Origin of the sequence: Saprospira grandis str. Lewin (assembly GCF_000250635.1) — a bacterium.
Classification (GTDB): domain Bacteria; phylum Bacteroidota; class Bacteroidia; order Chitinophagales; family Saprospiraceae; genus Saprospira; species Saprospira grandis.
In genome coordinates this window covers 2,237,670-2,254,010 of sequence record NC_016940.1, presented here as the reverse complement: position 1 = coordinate 2,254,010, position 16,341 = coordinate 2,237,670, and the positions used below count along the sequence as shown (strand labels likewise).

Annotated in this window: 14 protein-coding genes and 1 riboswitch; of the genes, 6 read left to right on the top strand and 8 right to left on the bottom strand. The window is 47.9% G+C overall.

The window, feature by feature from the left end; all coding sequences use genetic code 11:
* Positions 1–38: 38 nt before the first annotated feature.
* Positions 39–1,715 carry a T9SS type B sorting domain-containing protein gene (locus SGRA_RS10105; protein WP_148268324.1) on the top strand — a complete coding sequence of 559 codons (1,677 nt, stop codon included), beginning with the start codon at positions 39–41 and terminating at the stop codon, positions 1,713–1,715.
* Here SGRA_RS10105 and SGRA_RS10100 read toward each other — a convergent pair.
* The 6 genes from SGRA_RS10100 to SGRA_RS10070 form a co-directional block, all read right to left on the bottom strand.
* Complete coding sequence (locus tag SGRA_RS10100; protein ID WP_015692578.1) at positions 1,702–2,310, bottom strand: hypothetical protein; 609 nt, start codon at positions 2,308–2,310, stop codon at positions 1,702–1,704. The genes SGRA_RS10105 and SGRA_RS10100 overlap by 14 nt on opposite strands.
* A gap of 173 nt (positions 2,311–2,483) precedes the next feature.
* Positions 2,484–2,942, bottom strand: a complete 459-nt coding sequence (locus SGRA_RS10095) for a nucleoside deaminase (RefSeq protein WP_015692577.1) — start codon at positions 2,940–2,942, stop codon at positions 2,484–2,486.
* A gap of 214 nt (positions 2,943–3,156) precedes the next feature.
* Positions 3,157–4,155 (bottom strand): M28 family peptidase, encoded by a 999-nt coding sequence (locus tag SGRA_RS10085; RefSeq protein WP_015692575.1) that lies wholly within the window; start codon positions 4,153–4,155, stop codon positions 3,157–3,159.
* A 3-nt stretch (positions 4,156–4,158) separates the two neighbouring features.
* Positions 4,159–4,650, bottom strand: a complete 492-nt coding sequence (locus SGRA_RS10080; protein WP_015692574.1) for a gliding motility lipoprotein GldH — start codon at positions 4,648–4,650, stop codon at positions 4,159–4,161.
* Positions 4,631–5,932 carry a PSP1 domain-containing protein gene (locus SGRA_RS10075; protein ID WP_041329609.1) on the bottom strand — a complete coding sequence of 434 codons (1,302 nt, stop codon included), beginning with the start codon at positions 5,930–5,932 and terminating at the stop codon, positions 4,631–4,633. Before SGRA_RS10075 ends, SGRA_RS10080 begins: the two co-directional genes overlap by 20 nt.
* Positions 5,933–6,232: 300 nt before the next feature.
* Positions 6,233–6,952, bottom strand: coding sequence for a hypothetical protein (locus SGRA_RS10070; RefSeq protein WP_015692572.1), 720 nt, complete (start codon positions 6,950–6,952; stop codon positions 6,233–6,235).
* Between the two features lie 199 nt (positions 6,953–7,151).
* Between SGRA_RS10070 and SGRA_RS10065 the strand changes: the two genes are divergently transcribed.
* The 4 genes from SGRA_RS10065 (at position 7,152) to SGRA_RS10050 (ending at position 9,690) form a co-directional block, all read left to right on the top strand.
* Positions 7,152–7,553, top strand: coding sequence for an HIT family protein (locus SGRA_RS10065; protein WP_015692571.1), 402 nt, complete (start codon positions 7,152–7,154; stop codon positions 7,551–7,553).
* 4 nt (positions 7,554–7,557) lie between these two features.
* A complete protein-coding gene (locus SGRA_RS10060; protein ID WP_015692570.1) occupies positions 7,558–8,289 on the top strand; it encodes a PrsW family intramembrane metalloprotease in 732 nt (243 codons plus the stop codon).
* Positions 8,290–8,309: 20 nt separating this feature from the next.
* Positions 8,310–9,002 (top strand): PrsW family intramembrane metalloprotease, encoded by a 693-nt coding sequence (locus SGRA_RS10055; protein WP_015692569.1) that lies wholly within the window; start codon positions 8,310–8,312, stop codon positions 9,000–9,002.
* 196 nt (positions 9,003–9,198) lie between these two features.
* Positions 9,199–9,690 (top strand): regulatory protein RecX, encoded by a 492-nt coding sequence (locus SGRA_RS10050; protein WP_015692568.1) that lies wholly within the window; start codon positions 9,199–9,201, stop codon positions 9,688–9,690.
* A 220-nt stretch (positions 9,691–9,910) separates the two neighbouring features.
* On the opposite strand, the gene SGRA_RS10045 is transcribed toward SGRA_RS10050, so the two are convergent.
* Complete coding sequence (locus SGRA_RS10045; RefSeq protein WP_015692567.1) at positions 9,911–11,707, bottom strand: acyl-CoA dehydrogenase family protein; 1,797 nt, start codon at positions 11,705–11,707, stop codon at positions 9,911–9,913.
* A 301-nt stretch (positions 11,708–12,008) separates the two neighbouring features.
* A riboswitch (SAM riboswitch) is annotated at positions 12,009–12,119 on the bottom strand.
* Positions 12,120–12,422: 303 nt separating this feature from the next.
* Here SGRA_RS10045 and SGRA_RS10040 point away from each other — a divergent pair.
* On the top strand, positions 12,423–14,300 hold the full coding sequence (locus SGRA_RS10040; protein WP_015692566.1) for a WD40 repeat domain-containing protein: 1,878 nt from the start codon (positions 12,423–12,425) through the stop codon (positions 14,298–14,300).
* Positions 14,301–14,750: 450 nt separating this feature from the next.
* On the opposite strand, the gene SGRA_RS10035 is transcribed toward SGRA_RS10040, so the two are convergent.
* Positions 14,751–16,310 (bottom strand): glycine--tRNA ligase, encoded by a 1,560-nt coding sequence (locus SGRA_RS10035; protein ID WP_015692564.1) that lies wholly within the window; start codon positions 16,308–16,310, stop codon positions 14,751–14,753.
* Between the last annotated feature and the right edge of the window lie 31 nt (positions 16,311–16,341).

Here is a 16,341-nt window from a genome sequence, read left to right as displayed (position 1 = left end):
GTATAAAGGCTAGTTTAGCATTCAATTATATGCCCATTATGTTTTCTAAGCCAATCCTCAAGGCCCTATTTTTCTGCCTGCTTTTTTCTAGCTCCTTAACGGCACAATTGCATAATCAAGGAGCCCTAATTTCCATTAAATCGGGGGCTATGCTCAGTGTTCAGGGCGACCTTGAAAATGCTGGAGCGATTGACAATAGCGACACTATACATCTTAGCGGCGACTTTATCCAAAACCACCCCAGCAACCAAGGCTTCAGTTCTATTAACGAAGGCTGGCTCTTTTTGGATGGAGGCCAGCAGGCCATTCGGGGAAATTTCCCTAGCCGATTTCATTATTTGGTCTTGGCCGGCAGCGACCATAAAACAGCTAGCGCCCAAGCTAGTTTTGTGACAGGCCAGCTCCGCTTGAATGAATGGGAATTGGCCCTAGATAGCCAACGGCTCGAAATTCTTTCGGCGGCGCCCAATGCCTTGCAAACGGGCCAAAATGGCCAATATGGATTTATTTCTTCTTCTGGGCCTGGCGGATTGATCCGCAAAATGGACCGCCCAGCCCCCTACCTTTTTGCTCTGGGTGGCACAGATAATGGCCTTCGCCTCTTTCGCCCGATTTTAATTCAGCCTCAGGCTAATGATAGTAGCCAAGTTTGGGCTAGTTATTGGGCTGGAGATGCCGGCCAATATGGCCTAGACCGACAGCAAAAAGAACTAGAACTCTGCCTGCTCAACCCACTTTATAGCCATGCCATTAATAGAGAGGCGGGTAGCAGCCCGCTTCAAATTAGCTTTTATAGCGACCCCAATACGGAGGGCCAATTTGAACAGCTGGCCCAATGGAGCAATGGCTGGACACACCTCGAGGAGCTTCAAAATCAGCTCCCTAGCTTTGCGGGCCTTCAAAGCCTTACCCTAGACAGTTTACTGAGCAATTGGAGCGACAGCCTTTTTATTCTGGCCCAAAAGAGTCCAGAATTAACACTAGAAGCCGCCCCCGCCCCCTATTGCGACAATGCCGAGATTCTACTTAGCGAAACCCTTGGCCTATATAATAATTATGAGCTCTACATTAATGGGCAACCTTGGGCAAGTAACAGTACCTCCAGCTTTTCTCCCCAACTTTCCCCTGGCCAATATCAGCTTCAGTTGTTGGGCCAAAATGCGGCCTGCGGCCGCTGGAGCGACAGCCTATTAATTGAGGTCTTTGCCGCCCCTCAGCTCCAACTCAATAATGACACCCTCATTGTAGAGGGCAGCAGCATTCCCTTAGCAGCCAATGGGGCCGACTTCTACAGTTGGAGCCCTAGCCTAGATATAGATTGTGACATCTGTCCACAAACAATTGCCCAGCCCAGCAGCAGCGGATACATCCAACTTTTAGGCGAGAGTATGGAGGGCTGCAGCAGCCTAGATTCTTTTTATGTAGAGTTGCGTCCTAGAGTGGAAGACATTCTCTTTATTCCCAATGTGATTACGCCCAACAATGACGGCCAAAATGATTTTTGGGTAATTCAAAACATCCAGCTTTTCCCCAAAAACAAATTGCGCATTCTAAACCGCTGGGGCGACCTAGTCTACCGAGCCGATTTTTACAACAACAACTGGCAGGGAGAATTTGCCAATGGCCCTCTTCCTGCGGGCACCTACTATTATATTCTGGACCTCGGCGAGGGCTGGGGCGTCTTTAAAGGCCCCATTACCATTATTCGTCAGTAGCCTGCATTTTAATAATCATTTGCCGAATTTCTTCGCAGAGGCGGCCCGAATACTCTAATTCTAAAAGGAGCTCTCGGGCCGCCTCTTTTTGGCCCCTATAATAGCGATAAAGAGCCGCTTGCAGCTTTAAGCCCCCAAATGTATAATGGTCTTCGGCCTGATCCAAACCGGCCAAAGCCAACTGATAGGCCTGGCTGGGCTGCTGATCCAAATAACGACAAGCCTCCAAATAGGCGGGCGCATAAGCTACCGCATGTTGCCGCATGAGGCTTAGGGCTTGCAGGGCCTTTTCTTTGGGCAAATTTCGACTTTGGATGAGCGCCCGATAAAAGCCTTTGGGAAAGCGGCCCGATAGCTCTCCTTCTACGGCCCAACTGGCCTGCACCGCCGCCCGAAAATCGCCCAAAAAGGCATAAGTTTGCTGTGCCCAACGGTAGCGTTTGAGCAAAAGCAGCGCATAGGCCGCATCATAGATAAATTCAGGCTGTGGGTCTAGCTTGTAGGCCGTCCAAAAGGCCCGCAAAGCGGCCAAAGGCTGGTTGGCATTTAGGGCATTTTGGCCCTTTTTGTATTCTAATTTTGCGCTGCTGTTCATCTTCTTTTTTTATTTTTTTGGGGCTGCCCCGGCCTTTGGCCGGGTCGGGCTGTGTCGTGGCTCGCAGGTCTGCTCGGCCCTGCGCAGGCTCCGCCTGCTGGGTCTGCGGCTACGCCGCACCACTTTCCATCCCTCAGCCAGCTGGACCCTAAGGTATATTTTTTGCTTTTAAGCTAGCGTTTGCGTTTAAAAAAGCTTTGGAGTAGGGCTTGAGCCTCTTCGGCTAGTGGTCCTTGTTCCAATTTGGTTTTGGGGTGTAGCGCTTTTGGGGCAAGGGCCAGAAACCCTCTTTTGGGGTCGGCGGCGGCATAGACAATTCGACCAATTTGGGCCCAAGCCAAAGCGCCGGCGCACATCAGGCAGGGCTCTAGAGTGACATAAAGTGTAGCCTTGGGCAAATACTTACTATCTAAGGCTTGGGCCGCGGCCGTAATGGCCAAAATTTCGGCATGAGCGCTAATATCGGTCAGGGCTTCGGTGCGGTTATGTGCTCGGGCCAAAATCTGATTTTGGGCCACCAAAACAGCGCCAACGGGCACCTCATCTAGCTCAAAAGCTTTTTGGGCCTCTAAGAGGGCTTGGCGCATAAAAAACTCATCGGAAAAAACATTGAAATCCATAGGTATAGACATTAGACGGGCTGGTCCTTTTTTGTTGGACCAGCCCGTTTTGCGTATAGCAGGCGGCGAAGCCGCCGCAGAGGAGCGAAGCGACTGGCCTAGCGATGCGGCGGGGTGGCCCGAAGGGCCAGACCCAGCGGGCGAAGCCCGCGCAGGGCCGAGCAGAACTGCGAGCCCCAAAGCGTAGCGCAGCAAGCGCAGCGCAGCTGAGGCCCCAAACCTTTAATTACTTTCCTCTTTCTTCGTATTGATAAATTACTTGCAAAACCGTTTGGCCCACTGCTTTGAGGGTCGTTGGGCTAATGATATCGATATCATCTTGGTGGGTATGCCAATAGGGGCCGAAGCCGGTGGGGCTGCCCTTGGGTAAATTGATAATATCGAGCATGGGGATTTTGCGAATTTCATTCACAAAAAGGTGATCATCGACCAATTGGCCGTGCGTTTCGTCTACAAAAAAGTCGTTATAGCCTAACTTCCAGGCTGTTTGCCAGACCTCATCCACATAAAAAGCGGCATGTTTGAGCGAGACCCCTTCTTTGGGGAAGCGGGCGGCGCGGGCGCCGACCATATCGAGCAGGATACCAAACTTCGCCTTATAGTCGGGAGTATGTGGGTTTCGGCTCCAGTGTTGGGCGCCTAGGCACCAAGAGCTGCGGTCATAGGCATCGCCAGAGAGGCCCTGGTCCTCCACATCAAAAAGGACAATATCTACCCCTACATTTTGGAGTTCTTGTTTTTGGATTTGGCGGCTAATTTCGAGTAGAACGGCTACTCCGCTAGCGCCATCATCTGCGCCGGGAATAGGTTCTGATTGGCGTTCGCTATCGCGGTCGGCCATAGCGCGGGTATCCCAGTGCGCAGCGAGCAGGATGCGTGTTTTGGCCTGGGGGTTAATTTGGGCCACAATATTTTTGATGGGGTAAGTTTTGCCTTGGCCATTATTCATTTCGGCGGTTTGGATATGGGCCTTTGTTCCGTAGGATTCAAACTTTTGGATCAGCCAATTGGCACAATCCTCATGGCCTTGGGTTTCGGGAACTCTGGGGCCAAACGCCAGTTGAGCCTTAACGAAAGCGTAGGCAGAATCGGCGATAAAGGTAGGGGCTTGGGCCAGTTTTTCCTCTGGTTCGGGAGTTGGAGTAGGTTGGGGTTTTGGGGCATCATTTTTACAGGCCCAAAGCAGGCTAAGGGCGAAAAAAGCGGTAGCGAATTGGCGCATCATAATTTAGGATTCGGGAGCAGCTTTTGCGGTTTCTAGAAGGAGTTTCAGGCTAGCGATGCCGGGCAGAGAATCTTGGCGGCTATACTGTTGGAACTCAATTTTATAGTTGCCCAGTTGATTAAACTTAATATTGGGCATAAAGATAAGGCGTCGTTGGCAGAACTCGCCTTGGCATTCGCCCTCCCATTTTCCTTTTGGGCTAGCGAGTTCGAGAGAGACCTGTCGTTCATTGAGTTCTCCATCGGGCATTTTGACCTTTAGGAGGCTATAGACATTTTCAAACTCATAGTCTTGTCTATGTTTAATCTCTAGATAGAGATTATAGGCTACTGTAGTATCTGAAATGGGTAGCGTAAACTGCAGGGCATCGGCATAGGTCCAGATAGCTTCAGGGATAGCTTGTTCTTCTTCATAGAGATAATCTTGGCAGCTAGTAAATAGGGCCAAGAGTGGCAACAACATAAAAGGGAGCCATTTATTTTTTGTTAGCATCATGCTTCGCTTTATTATTTTGCGAGTTTCGGGGGCGTTTTTTACGATTGCTTTTAGAGCGACTAGGCTTCGTTTTATTCTCTGTTGGTTGAGGGCCTTTAGGGCCTTGTTTTGTTGGATTTTTGGGTTTTCGTTTGCGTTTTCGTTTGCGGTTATTTCTTTTTCTATCTTCTTTGAGTTCGCTAAGTTCTAGGCTACCGGAGCCATCGACAAAATCGTCGGGGCCAGTTTCCTTATTAAAGTGGTGGCTTGTTTTATTGTCCACAATAAACTCGGAGAGGTGATAAGGTTTTTGGCCTTTTTTATTTTGGGCGGCAATTTCCTGCACACGTTCTACAGAGAGCGGAAAGACCTCCATACCCCCAAATTCTTTTTGGTAGGCAAAGTACATAATCCGTTTAAAGATATCCGTTTTAAGGAGTTGAGCGCTTCCTTTTTCTGTTTCTAGGCGATGGATATGTTTAGGAAAAGTTTTGAGTGCATCGAGGTAAGTATTGAGCTCAAAATTGAGGCAACATTTGAGGCGGCCACATTGTCCGGAGAGTTTAGACTGATTGATGGCTAAATTCTGGTAGCGTGCGGCTGTTGTAGAGACGGATTTAAAATCGGTCAGCCAGGTAGAGCAGCAAAGTTCTCGGCCACAGGGGCCTAGGCCACCGATTAGGGCAGACTCTTGTCGGGCGCCGATTTGGCGCATTTCGATTTTCACTCGGAACTCTCGGGCGAAGATGCGGATCAGTTCGCGAAAATCCACTCGGCCGTCGGCGGTATAATAGAAAGTAGCTTTTCGGCGGTCGCCTTGATACTCTACGGCGCCAATTTTCATATCGAGTTGGAGTTCTCGGGCCAAGACTCTGGCGCGGACCATTGTTTCTTGTTCGGCAGCTCTAGCCTCGGCTAGGCGTTCCAGATCTCTTTCATTGGCGGTACGGAGCACATTGGGGAGAATAGCGTTAGGTTTTACCCTTTTCTTTTTCATTTGCAGGCGGACCAATTCGCCCATTAGGCTCACTCGGCCAATATCGTAGCCGCCAGATTTGCTTTCTACGGCCACTAGGTCGCCGGTATGGATTTGCAGATAAGGGGGCAGGCGATAAAACGCCTTTCGCATATTATCTTTGAAAGAGAGCTCGACCACATCGAGTTGGGCCATATCGGGCATTTCCATATTTGCGAGCCAATCAAAGGTATTGAGTTTATTACAGCCTCCGCTGTTACAGTTTCCGTTATCTCCACAACCAGTACTGCTACAACCGCCAGTACTGGAACAATTCGAACATCCCATAAATATGTATATAGCTAGAGGGCGGGGCCCTCTTTATTGTTGAGAAAGATGGGCTACTTCCTTTTTTGGCAAGAGCTTAGGGGCCTATATTGCCAAAAGGCGTAGCTATTTTTTTTGCTAGCGGCCGGCTTTGTAGAGCGGCAAAAAACGGGCTTTTTCAAGCCTAAAAACTAGAGGCCCGAGCAAAAGGGCTGGGCTTATTTTAGCTAGCTAAAAATCATTCAAAAGTACAAATTTGTTTAGACTTTTGTGGCCTTCAGCAAAAAAAAGGCCGCCTTTTGGGCCGCCTTAAAGGTTTCTTTAGTTATTATTTGGAGCAATAATCTGAGCTTTCTGCTCAAAGTTTTTGGGCAAGGCTCCATACTGGCCCAAATAGCTCCATTCGCCCTGTCCGTTGCAGCCAAACTGCCATTCTACGGTGCTTTCTTGGCCCTGTTCATCATAGTAGGGATAAACATAAGAAATCAGCCAGCCCCCATATATTTTTTTGCTATAGATATCGGGGCCTTTTTGGGCTAGGCTAGGGATTTCGACCAAAAAGACATTGTCTTGTTCAGAAAACTTACGGGCAATATAGGCTATATTTTTGGGTCGAGGACTTTCTAAATTCAACTGCAAAAGCCCCTCTTCTTCTTTCCAAGATTTTATCGTCAGCTCATAGGTATCTAGCAAAAGACGCAAGGGCCCCCTTTGCAAATTGTTGCTATTTCTGAGCTCCTGCAAATCAGACAGACTAGGGTCTACATACAGGCTAAAACTATAACAGTTGGCGCTCTGCTGTGCTCGAATATTTAGTTCGTTGATAAACAAAAAGGCTTCATGCCCCGATTGGCTAAGCGTTTCTAAAGATATGGCCAGTTCAGCCACCTCGGCCAAAGGTAATTCGGCCTGCTCGGCTGCTTCGTTTTGTCTAGCTACGAGTTGTAAAGCGTTTTGGTAGTACTGGTCTTGGGCACTGAGCGAAGTTGAAGCAATAAACAAAGCAATGCTAAAATATAATAGCTGGTAAAGATTTCCCATAAAATCAATGTTCTAGTAATATTGGTTTCTGTAGAGAGTACTATTGATGGGATAGGTCACTATAGAAAAATAAACAAAGGGATGCATGGGATGAGTCTTATCTAAAGATAGTCTTTTTTAAACTAATGACAAGACTCGCTCTCAAGTTATTCCATTTCCTTAAAAAGCGGTACCTTTCTGGACCTAAAAAAATAGTATTATGCCTAGTATTTTCAGCAAAATTATCGCTGGCGAAATTCCAGCCTATAAATTGGCCGAAACCGCCGACTTTCTCGCTTTTCTCGATATCTCTCCGGTAGAAAAAGGGCATGCCCTAGTGATTCCCAAAAAAGAGGTAGATTATATTTTTGATTTGGAAGATGAGGAACTTGCCCAGCTTCACCTCTTTGCCAAAAAAGTGGCCTTGGCCATGGAGAAGGTGGTCCCTTGCAAGCGCATTGGTATGGCAGTGGTTGGCCTTGAGGTGCCTCATGTGCATATTCACCTGATTCCACTCCAAGGATTAGGCTCTATCAATTTTACTAAAGAAAGAGTGCAGCTCAGCCCAGAAGAATTTGCCAATTTGGCCCAAAAGATTCAGCTCGCTTTTGCCGAACACTAGCAAGATGCTAGATCTCCTTTTACTCTCGAGCCTAGCCATTTTGCCTAGCCTCCTCCTGATTTTTTTGCTCTACGGGCTCAGCTATAAGGCTCCGCCCCCGGTCTCTCTTATGCTTATTGCTAGTCTTTTTGGCATGATCAGTACCTATCCCGCCATCAAAATGGAGGAGTTTGGCATTTATGATTTGGGTATGCTGTTGCAGGGCGATCTCTGGACCAGCTTTACCTTTTCTTTTCTTATCGTAGCCTTTAGCGAAGAAACCCTAAAGTATATTTTCTTACGCTATTATCTCTATCCCAAAAAAGAGTTTGCCGTCCCCCTCGATGGTATTGTATACGCTGGCTGCATCGGTTTGGGTTTTGCCGCTGCCGAAAATTTTCTCTATCTGGTCATCCGCCTAGATGATCTAGATCAGGCCTATTCCCTAGCCTACCGCCGTATGTTTACCGCCCTGCCCGCTCATGCCGCCTTTGGGATCGTGATGGGCTATTTTATGGGCCTGGCCCGCTTTAAGGCCAAAAAAGAGGTCCTTTTTTTATTACTAGCCCTGCTTTTCCCCATTATCCTGCATGGCCTATACGACTTCTTCATTTTTCAGAAATTATCTAAAGTTTTAACTATATTTACCGAGATAACCTTGGCCATTTCCCTACTCTTGGGCGCCTTCATGATTCGCGCCCATCGACATTATAAAAGAAGAACAGAAAAAGGCCCTCCCCCATTTATTGAACTTTAGTCCTTTCCAAACTTTTTTGCATGGATTATTATCTCTTGGCCCTCTCGGTCTTGCCGGGCTTGGCTATTTGCTATTATATCTGGTGGCGCGATAAGCACGAACCAGAACCCAAACACCTCCTCATTTTCTGCTTTCTCTTTGGTATGCTCAGTACGGTGCCTGCCGTTTTTCTCGAAACGATGGGCCAAAATATGGGCATTATCGCCGATGAGAATTTACTCAAAACTTTTGCCTTTGCCGTTGGGGTGGTGGGCTTTAGCGAGGAGTTTTGCAAGTTTCTCTTCCTCCGTTACTATATTTATCCCAAAAAGGAGTTTGACGAGCCCATGGATGGCATTGTCTATTCTGTTATGGTCAGTATGGGTTTTGCCACCCTCGAAAATGTGCTTTATGTGGCCCAAGGGGGCTATGAGGTGGCTTTTTTGCGCATGTTTACCGCCGTTCCCGCTCATGCGGCCTTTGCCGTGATTATGGGCTATTTTGTGGGCCTCGGCAAATTTCACTTGCATAAGGGCAAAGAAAGCCTTTTCTTACTCAAGGGCCTCGGCTTGGCGGCTTTGGTCCATGGCCTCTACGATTTTTTTATCTTTCAGGTCAATTTCCCCAGCCTGCAATACCTTACCTTTGTGGTCCTTTTTCTGGCCATCTTCATCAGCTTTCCCATGATGAAGCGCCTGCTGCATATTTCTCCCCATAAGGAGGAAAGCCATTAGAAGTCCTTTTTTTGGGGCCTCAGCTGCGGCTTCGCCTTGCTGCGCTACGTTTCGGGGCTCGCAGGTCTGCTCGGCCCTTCGCAAAATTTCGCTCTGCTCATTTTGCTCGGTCTGGCGCTCTGCGCCACCCCTCCACATCGCTAGGCCGTTTGGCCTACGGCCATGGGGCCGTTTTTGCTTCTTTTAGTGTCCATTTATGTCTAAACCACCTTATATCAGTTATGAGGCCGCCTTGGCCAAATTGCAAAGCTTTTGCGCCTATCAAGAGCGCTGCCACCAAGAGGTCCGTAAAAAACTAATGGACCTAGGGGTCTATGGCGAGCGGCTAGACGAAATTGTAGCCGACCTCATCGAAGATAATTTCCTCAATGAAGAACGTTTTGCCCATGCTTTTGCCGGGGGCAAGTTTAGAGTAAAAAGCTGGGGCCGCCTACGCATCCAAAGAGAGCTCAAGGCCAAAAATGTTTCGGCTTATTGTATCCGCAAGGCCCTCAAAAATGAACTGCCCGAAGAGGAGTATTTTCCCAAATTGCTGGAGCTCTTACGCAAGAAAAACCGTCTCATCAATAAAGGAGATTATTATAGCCGCTCTAAAAAATTGGCCCAATATGCCCAATATAGAGGCTATGAGTCGCACCTCATTTGGGAGGCCATTAAGATCGTTTTGAATGAAGAAGAGGAAGAATAATTTTTGGTCCAGAACGACCGAAGGGAGTGGCCTAGCGATGTGAAGCAGTGCGGCGCAGCCGCAGACCAAGGCCGTCAGGCCGCAGGGCCGAGCAGACCTGCGAGCTGCGAAACGTAGCGCCGACGAGCGTAGCGAGGCGGAGGCCCCAAAACAGCATAAAAAAAGAGCAAGATTTCCCTAAGGTCATCTTGCTCTTTCTCTTTTATATCTGCGCTAAAAACTAGTCTTGGTAGCAGTAGTCATTGGCGGCAAGTAGGCTATCCGCAATTTGGCGGCGGAGCGCTTTGGTATTGATAAACTCTTGCTTACAATAGCGTTTGATCGCGAGCATCAAGGTCTTCTTTTTGTCGCCATCGGCCCAAGAGGCCACTGCTTGGCGGGCAGAGAAAGCGATGCGCTCGGTGGCATCATTGAGGTAAATGCGGCTCATGGCAATTTGGTCGGCCACGGCTTCTTCTCCACGGAGGCTAGCCAACTTTTGCGCACGCAAAATGGCAGATTCGGCCAAGTAGATTTCGGCCATTACATCGGCCATATTCATTAGGATTTCTTGCTCATCCTTGAGGCCCATCATGAGTTCTTGAGCGGTCATACCAGAAACGGCCAAGAAACATTTTTTGAGATTTTGGACCTGTAGCAATTCGGCGGCTAGCAATCCTTCGGGAGCAGCTTTTTGCAAAGAAAAAGACATCAACTCTTTTTGGATGGCCATAGCGGGTGTCATCATATCAATTTGGCCCTTCATCGCCTTTTTGAGGAGCATATCTACCGAAAGCATGCGGTTGATTTCGTTGGTTCCCTCAAAAATGCGGTTAATTCGAGAATCGCGATAAGCGCTAGCCATAGGCGCCTCTTCAGAGTAGCCCATACCGCCATAAATTTGGAGGCCTTCATCCACCACATAATCCAAACATTCAGAGCCACGGACCTTGAGAATAGCGCATTCGATAGCGTATTCTTCGGCGGCCCCTAGTAGTGATTCGGCCAAGGTTTTACCTTCAGCTTGGAGTTGATGTTCTACATGATCAATAGCTTTGCTGGCTCGATGTACGGCGGCTTCGGTCACCCAAATGCGGGTAGCTTGCTCGCCCAATTTATGCTTAATGGCACCAAAATTACCGATAGACTGGCCAAATTGCTTGCGCTCGTTGGCATAGCCTACGGCATGTTTCACTACAGACTTAGAAGCGCCCAAAACGCCAGCGGCTAGTTTAATACGGCCAATATTTAAGATATTAAAGGCAATCTTGTGGCCTTTTCCGATTTGGCCCAAAACGTTTTCAACAGGCACCTCTACATTTTCGAAAAACACCTGACGAGTAGAAGAGCCCTTAATTCCGAGCTTCATTTCCTCGGCGCCCAAGCTAACGCCCTCCCAAGCTTTTTCTACAATAAAGCCCGTGAACTTTTCGCCATCAATTTTGGCAAAAACGACAAAGACATCGGCAAAACCAGCGTTGGTGATCCACATTTTTTGTCCGTTGAGGATATAGTGCGTGCCTGCTTCATTGAGAACCGCCTTCGTTTTTGCGGCCAAGGCATCAGAGCCAGAATCGGGCTCCGTAAGGCAGTAAGCGGCAAATTTATCGCCAGCAACTAGGCTAGGCAAGTACTTGCTTTTTTGCTCTTCATTTCCAAAATAAAGAATAGGAAGCATACCGATACCTGTATGCGCCCCTACAGAAAGCGAAAAAGAGCGAGTATGCGCCAAATATTCAGTAATGGCCATATTGGTAGAAAAATCTTGCATAAACCCACCGTACTCCTCAGGGAAAGAGGTTCCTAGAAGGCCCAAATCGCCTGCCTTTTTGAGCAATTCTTTGGTCAGTTCGATGTCTAGTTTTTCAATTTTGGCCGTATTGGGTGCTACTTCTTTATCAATGAAATCTTGTAGCATATTGAGGACCATATTCTGCTCCTCTGTGCGTTCTTCTTTGGTAAAAATGTTTTCGTAGCTGATTTGCTCGAGGAGAAATTCTCCACCACCCAGTACTTTTTTGCTAGTTGTCGTAGCCATAATAAATTTGATTAGAATTTGATGATGATTTGCCTAGCTAAACAGCTAAAAATCATAGCAGTTTAATTTGGCCCGCTTAATATAATGAGTTCTCATTAAAAAATGATTAAGTTTTTAGCTGAACTCTAGATAAAGGCATAAAAAAACTCCCTGCGCCCAAGGACACAGAGAGTCACAGCTAACAAACAACTAAACAACATAAACCATTAAAATATCGTCCTAAAACGATAAAAGCTCAAAGGCAAATACCTTCGAGCTTTTTATATTTCGTCATCTTTCAATGCTTCATCTAAAACAGCTTCGCTTATCTGCCCCTCCGCCTTTCGGCTTCAGTAGGAAGTAGCACCTTGCCTCTAAGAGCAGGTTGCTAAGGTTTCTTTGGGCCTAATCCCTCCACCTTTCTGGATAAGTAAAAGTCCAACGTTAAAACAACAGATTTGTAGTTGTTTAAAGGACCATATATAGAACTTTGTATACACAAATATGGGGTCTATCTCTCAGATTTCCAAATCCTTTTGAAATTTATTTGTCTCCACAACCATTTTCTGAGTGCCTAGCATCTATGCAACTAAATAGGCCAAAATAGTCCTGTTTTAACATATCCTTTTATAATTTTTCATTTCTTCTAAAGGACTTAATTTTATCAGCCCAAAGGCAGGCTTACCCCCTATTTTTAAAATGATATTTTGAAGCCCTTTTTCATAAAACTGGCCATATGCGCAGCATTTTTTTTCTCATTTTTTTTCACTTTTTTTTCTTTGCCTTGGCCCAAAAACAGGCTTTTGTCTCAGAATACTACATCTATAGTGGTTTTCCCCCTGCCGACAGCCTACCCAAGATGAAGTTTTTGCATAGCTGGGGCGATAGCCGCTGGAGCGCCCCTTTTGCGCCGATGGCAGGCGATATTCGATTTGCGGCCCATGATTCTATTATTCTGATTGCAGGCGGTAGTTATTTGACGGCTTGGGACCGAAAAAATGGGCAGCTGCTTTGGGAAAGAGGCTTTAGACACCGAAAAAATTACAGCAACCTGAGCCGCAGCCTGCGCGTTCTCAAAAATAAGCCTTGGGGGATGGTCAGTAATGACAAAAATGGGGCTTATGTCTTTAATTATTATACTGGCGAGCTAATCGATAGCCTGCCCTTTGCTTCTGATAACCCAGAGGCCCGTATTAGCCCCGATGGCAAATGGCTGGCTGTTTATGGCGGACAATATCTCCTCTCTAAAATTAAAAACCTAAAGACGGGCGAAGTTCGAGAGCTGCCAGGCACCCTAGCCGCTATTGAGTTTCATCCCCAAAAAGAAGAGGCGGTAGTGAGTATTGTCCGCAGCCAAAACATGCAGGTCCAACTGGCCAAATTGGAGCTCAACAGCTTGCAATTAGATCCCATCAAAACGGATTTTAATTATCGGCAAACGCAGCGAATTGCCTTTTCTCAGGATGGAGAGCTTTTGGCCCTCGGCTTTTTTCATGGCCGCCTAGAAATTTGGGATTATCTGGACCAAGCCAAGCTCATGGACACGATTGTCGATAGAAGCTGGATTGAAGGCCTAGAGTTTTCCCCCAACGACAAAGAGCTCTTAATTGTGGGCAGTGTCAATATTTTACTTTGGAAGCGCAAAAGCCAAAAATTAAAGCCAGTTCCCCTGCCCAAAGATTGCCGCTGCAACGGCTGGGAGGATGGCAGCTGGGACCAAGAAGGCAAGGGCTTTCTCTTGGCCTGCCGCCAATGGGCGCATCCCGTTTATCTGACAAAAAAAGGAGTGGGCGGCCAACTCAAAGGGGCCGAAACCTTTATGTTTCCACCCGATATTCTCAGTTTTTCGCCTGATGGGAAGTATCTGGCGGTGGGCTCGCATTATGGCCCCAATGTCCGAATATTAAAAACGAAACAGCCCAATTGGCGGCAAGATCTCCCCCCCAACGATAGCGTTTTAAGCTACTATCAACTTCGCTTTTCTCCTGATGGGAACTACCTTTTGGCCCTTCCCTCCGCCTATCAGCATAAGGCGGGCGTAAAGCCGCTCTATAGCTTTCCGGACCTAAAATTACAGCCCCAAAAACTCAAAAAACATTATTTAGATGCCTGCTTCACCCCCAATAGTCGAGCAATTTTGGGCATTCATTACCGCAAAAATAATGTCTTTGATTATGTTCTGGAACTTCAGCCTATCAAAAATTATTGGGGACCATCGGCGGCAAAATGGGAGCAAAAACTAAAGGAAGAGGGCCAGCCTTTTGTCCCCCTGCTCTGGCAAAGTCATTCGATCAATTTGGCCCATTGGCTAAATGGCAGAGTTAGCAAGCTGCTGCCTGCTCCTGCGGTTCGGGGCTATGATAACAAGAGTGCCTTGATGTCTGAGCACTGTTTTGGTGGCTTTACGGCCAAGCAAAACTACTATGCGGGCATTGGTCAAAATGGCCATCTCTACCTCTATGATGGCCACACTGGGCAGCCCAAGGCGGTGGTTCCCTTTCAGGGGCGGGCGGTTTCGCATACGGCCATCAGCCCCGATGGCCGCTATATTGCGGTGGTCAGTTGGGAGGGCCTGATTTCCCTTTATGAGGTCCCTAAGCCGCTTAGAGATTAGCTGTTTTTGGGCCTCCGCTTTTATAAAAGGCGGCGGTTACTCCCTTCGGTCGTCGAACTGCGGTCTAAAGACCTTGTTGTCGTTTCAGGGCTCGCTGCTGTTTTTGGGCCTCCGCCTCGCTGCGCTCGTCGGCGCTACGTTCGGCAGCTCGCTGTTCGCTCGGCCCTGCGCAAAAAACAAGTTTTTGCTTGGTCTGCGGCTTCGCCGCACTGCCTACCATCGCTAGGCCACTCCCTTCGGTCGTTCTGGACCAATAAAGAGGGCCCAAAACCGTGGTTTTGGGCCCTCTTCTGCAGCAAGCAGGGCGCGAAGCGCCCGCAGGCTGAGGGATGGACAGCAGGGCCGCCAAAGGCGGCAGACCGAGGCGCTTGCGCCGAAGGGCCGAGCGAACAGCGAGCTGCGAAACAGCCCGACCCGAGCGAAGCGAGTGGGCAGCCCCAAATCCTTATCCTACAACTGGCGAAGTAGCTGCGCTACATCTACTTTCTCGCTGATGATGCGTTCCACCTCATCAATAGATACTCGTTTCTGCTCTAGGCTGTCGCGGTCGCGAATGGTTACCGTATTGTCCTCCAAAGTATCAAAATCGATGGTCACGCAATAAGGCGTACCGATAGCATCTTGGCGGCGGTAGCGGCGGCCAATGGCATCCTTTTCATCGTACTGGCATTGGAAGCTATATTTTAGGCGGTCAAAGACCTCTCTGGCCTTGCTCGTTAGGGCCTCTTTGTTCTTGAGCAAAGGCAAAATTGCGCATTTGACGGGGGCCAAAGCGGGGTGCAGCTTCATGACCGTGCGGCTAGATTCCTTGCCATCGGCATCGGGTACAATATCCTCTTGGAGCGCATCGCTGAGGACCGCCAAGAACATCCGATCGCAGCCCACAGAAGTCTCGACCACATAAGGTACATAGCTCTCCTTGAGTTCGGGATCAAAATATTGCAACTTCTTGCCAGAGAGCTCTTGGTGCGCCTTGAGGTCAAAGTCGGTGCGAGAGTGAATGCCCTCTAGTTCACGGAAGCCAAAGGCGTATTCAAACTCAATATCGGCAGCGGCATTGGCATAATGCGCCAATTTTTCGTGATTATGGAAACGGTGGGCATTTTCTCCGCCAATAATCGCTTGATGCCAGCGAAGGCGTTTTTCTTTCCAGTACTCATAGGCTTCTAGCTCTTTGCCAGGGCGCACAAAATACTGCATCTCCATTTGTTCAAACTCTCTCATGCGGAAGACAAACTGTCGGGCCACAATCTCGTTGCGGAAAGCCTTGCCGATCTGTGCAATACCAAAGGGCAACTTTTGGCGAGAGCTATTGAGTACATTATTGAAATTGACAAAAATACCTTGAGCAGTTTCGGGACGGAGATACAAATTATTGTCGCCCAAAGAGCCTCCCCCTTGAGTAGAGAACATGAGATTAAACTGACGGATATCGGTCCAATTGCCTGTTCCACTAACGGGGCATTTGATCTCTAGCTCCTCAATTAGGCCTTTAAAGCCCGCTAGATCTTCCGCATTGAGGAAAACATTCATGCGCTCAATGGCCGAATCAATTTGGCCCTGATATTTTAGGACCCTGGGATTGGTAGCTCGGAATTCCTGCTCATCAAAGGCATCGCCAAAGCGCTTAGCTGCTTTGCGAATTTCCTTAGCGATTTTATTTTCTAACTTACCGGCATAGATCTCCTCAATTAGGTGGTCCGCACGGTAGCGTTTTTTAGAATCCTTATTATCGATCATGGGATCATTAAAGGCATCTACATGGCCAGAAGCCACCCACGTTTGGGGGTGCATAAAGATAGAAGCATCTAGGCCCACAATATTTTCATGAGCTTGCACCATAGCTCGCCACCAATAATCCTTAATATTTTGGCGAAGTTGGCTACCGTAGGGGCCGTAATCATAGACGGCATTGAGTCCTCCATAAATATCTGAAGAGGGGTAGACAAATCCATATTCTTTACAGTGGGCCACAATTTCCTGCAGGCCAAATTTCTTTACAGTACTCATAAGATGTTTTGTTCTTTGAGGTCATTTTGCC

Coding starts and splice junctions, on each gene's coding strand:
- SGRA_RS10105 (WP_148268324.1), top strand. CDS start 39: ATGTTTTCTAAGCCAATCCTCAAGGCCCTATTTTTCTGCCTGCTTTTT.
- SGRA_RS10100 (WP_015692578.1), bottom strand. CDS start 2,310: ATGAACAGCAGCGCAAAATTAGAATACAAAAAGGGCCAAAATGCCCTA.
- SGRA_RS10095 (WP_015692577.1), bottom strand. CDS start 2,942: ATGTCTATACCTATGGATTTCAATGTTTTTTCCGATGAGTTTTTTATG.
- SGRA_RS10085 (WP_015692575.1), bottom strand. CDS start 4,155: ATGATGCGCCAATTCGCTACCGCTTTTTTCGCCCTTAGCCTGCTTTGG.
- SGRA_RS10080 (WP_015692574.1), bottom strand. CDS start 4,650: ATGATGCTAACAAAAAATAAATGGCTCCCTTTTATGTTGTTGCCACTC.
- SGRA_RS10075 (WP_041329609.1), bottom strand. CDS start 5,932: ATGGGATGTTCGAATTGTTCCAGTACTGGCGGTTGTAGCAGTACTGGT.
- SGRA_RS10070 (WP_015692572.1), bottom strand. CDS start 6,952: ATGGGAAATCTTTACCAGCTATTATATTTTAGCATTGCTTTGTTTATT.
- SGRA_RS10065 (WP_015692571.1), top strand. CDS start 7,152: ATGCCTAGTATTTTCAGCAAAATTATCGCTGGCGAAATTCCAGCCTAT.
- SGRA_RS10060 (WP_015692570.1), top strand. CDS start 7,558: ATGCTAGATCTCCTTTTACTCTCGAGCCTAGCCATTTTGCCTAGCCTC.
- SGRA_RS10055 (WP_015692569.1), top strand. CDS start 8,310: ATGGATTATTATCTCTTGGCCCTCTCGGTCTTGCCGGGCTTGGCTATT.
- SGRA_RS10050 (WP_015692568.1), top strand. CDS start 9,199: ATGTCTAAACCACCTTATATCAGTTATGAGGCCGCCTTGGCCAAATTG.
- SGRA_RS10045 (WP_015692567.1), bottom strand. CDS start 11,707: ATGGCTACGACAACTAGCAAAAAAGTACTGGGTGGTGGAGAATTTCTC.
- SGRA_RS10040 (WP_015692566.1), top strand. CDS start 12,423: ATGCGCAGCATTTTTTTTCTCATTTTTTTTCACTTTTTTTTCTTTGCC.
- SGRA_RS10035 (WP_015692564.1), bottom strand. CDS start 16,310: ATGAGTACTGTAAAGAAATTTGGCCTGCAGGAAATTGTGGCCCACTGT.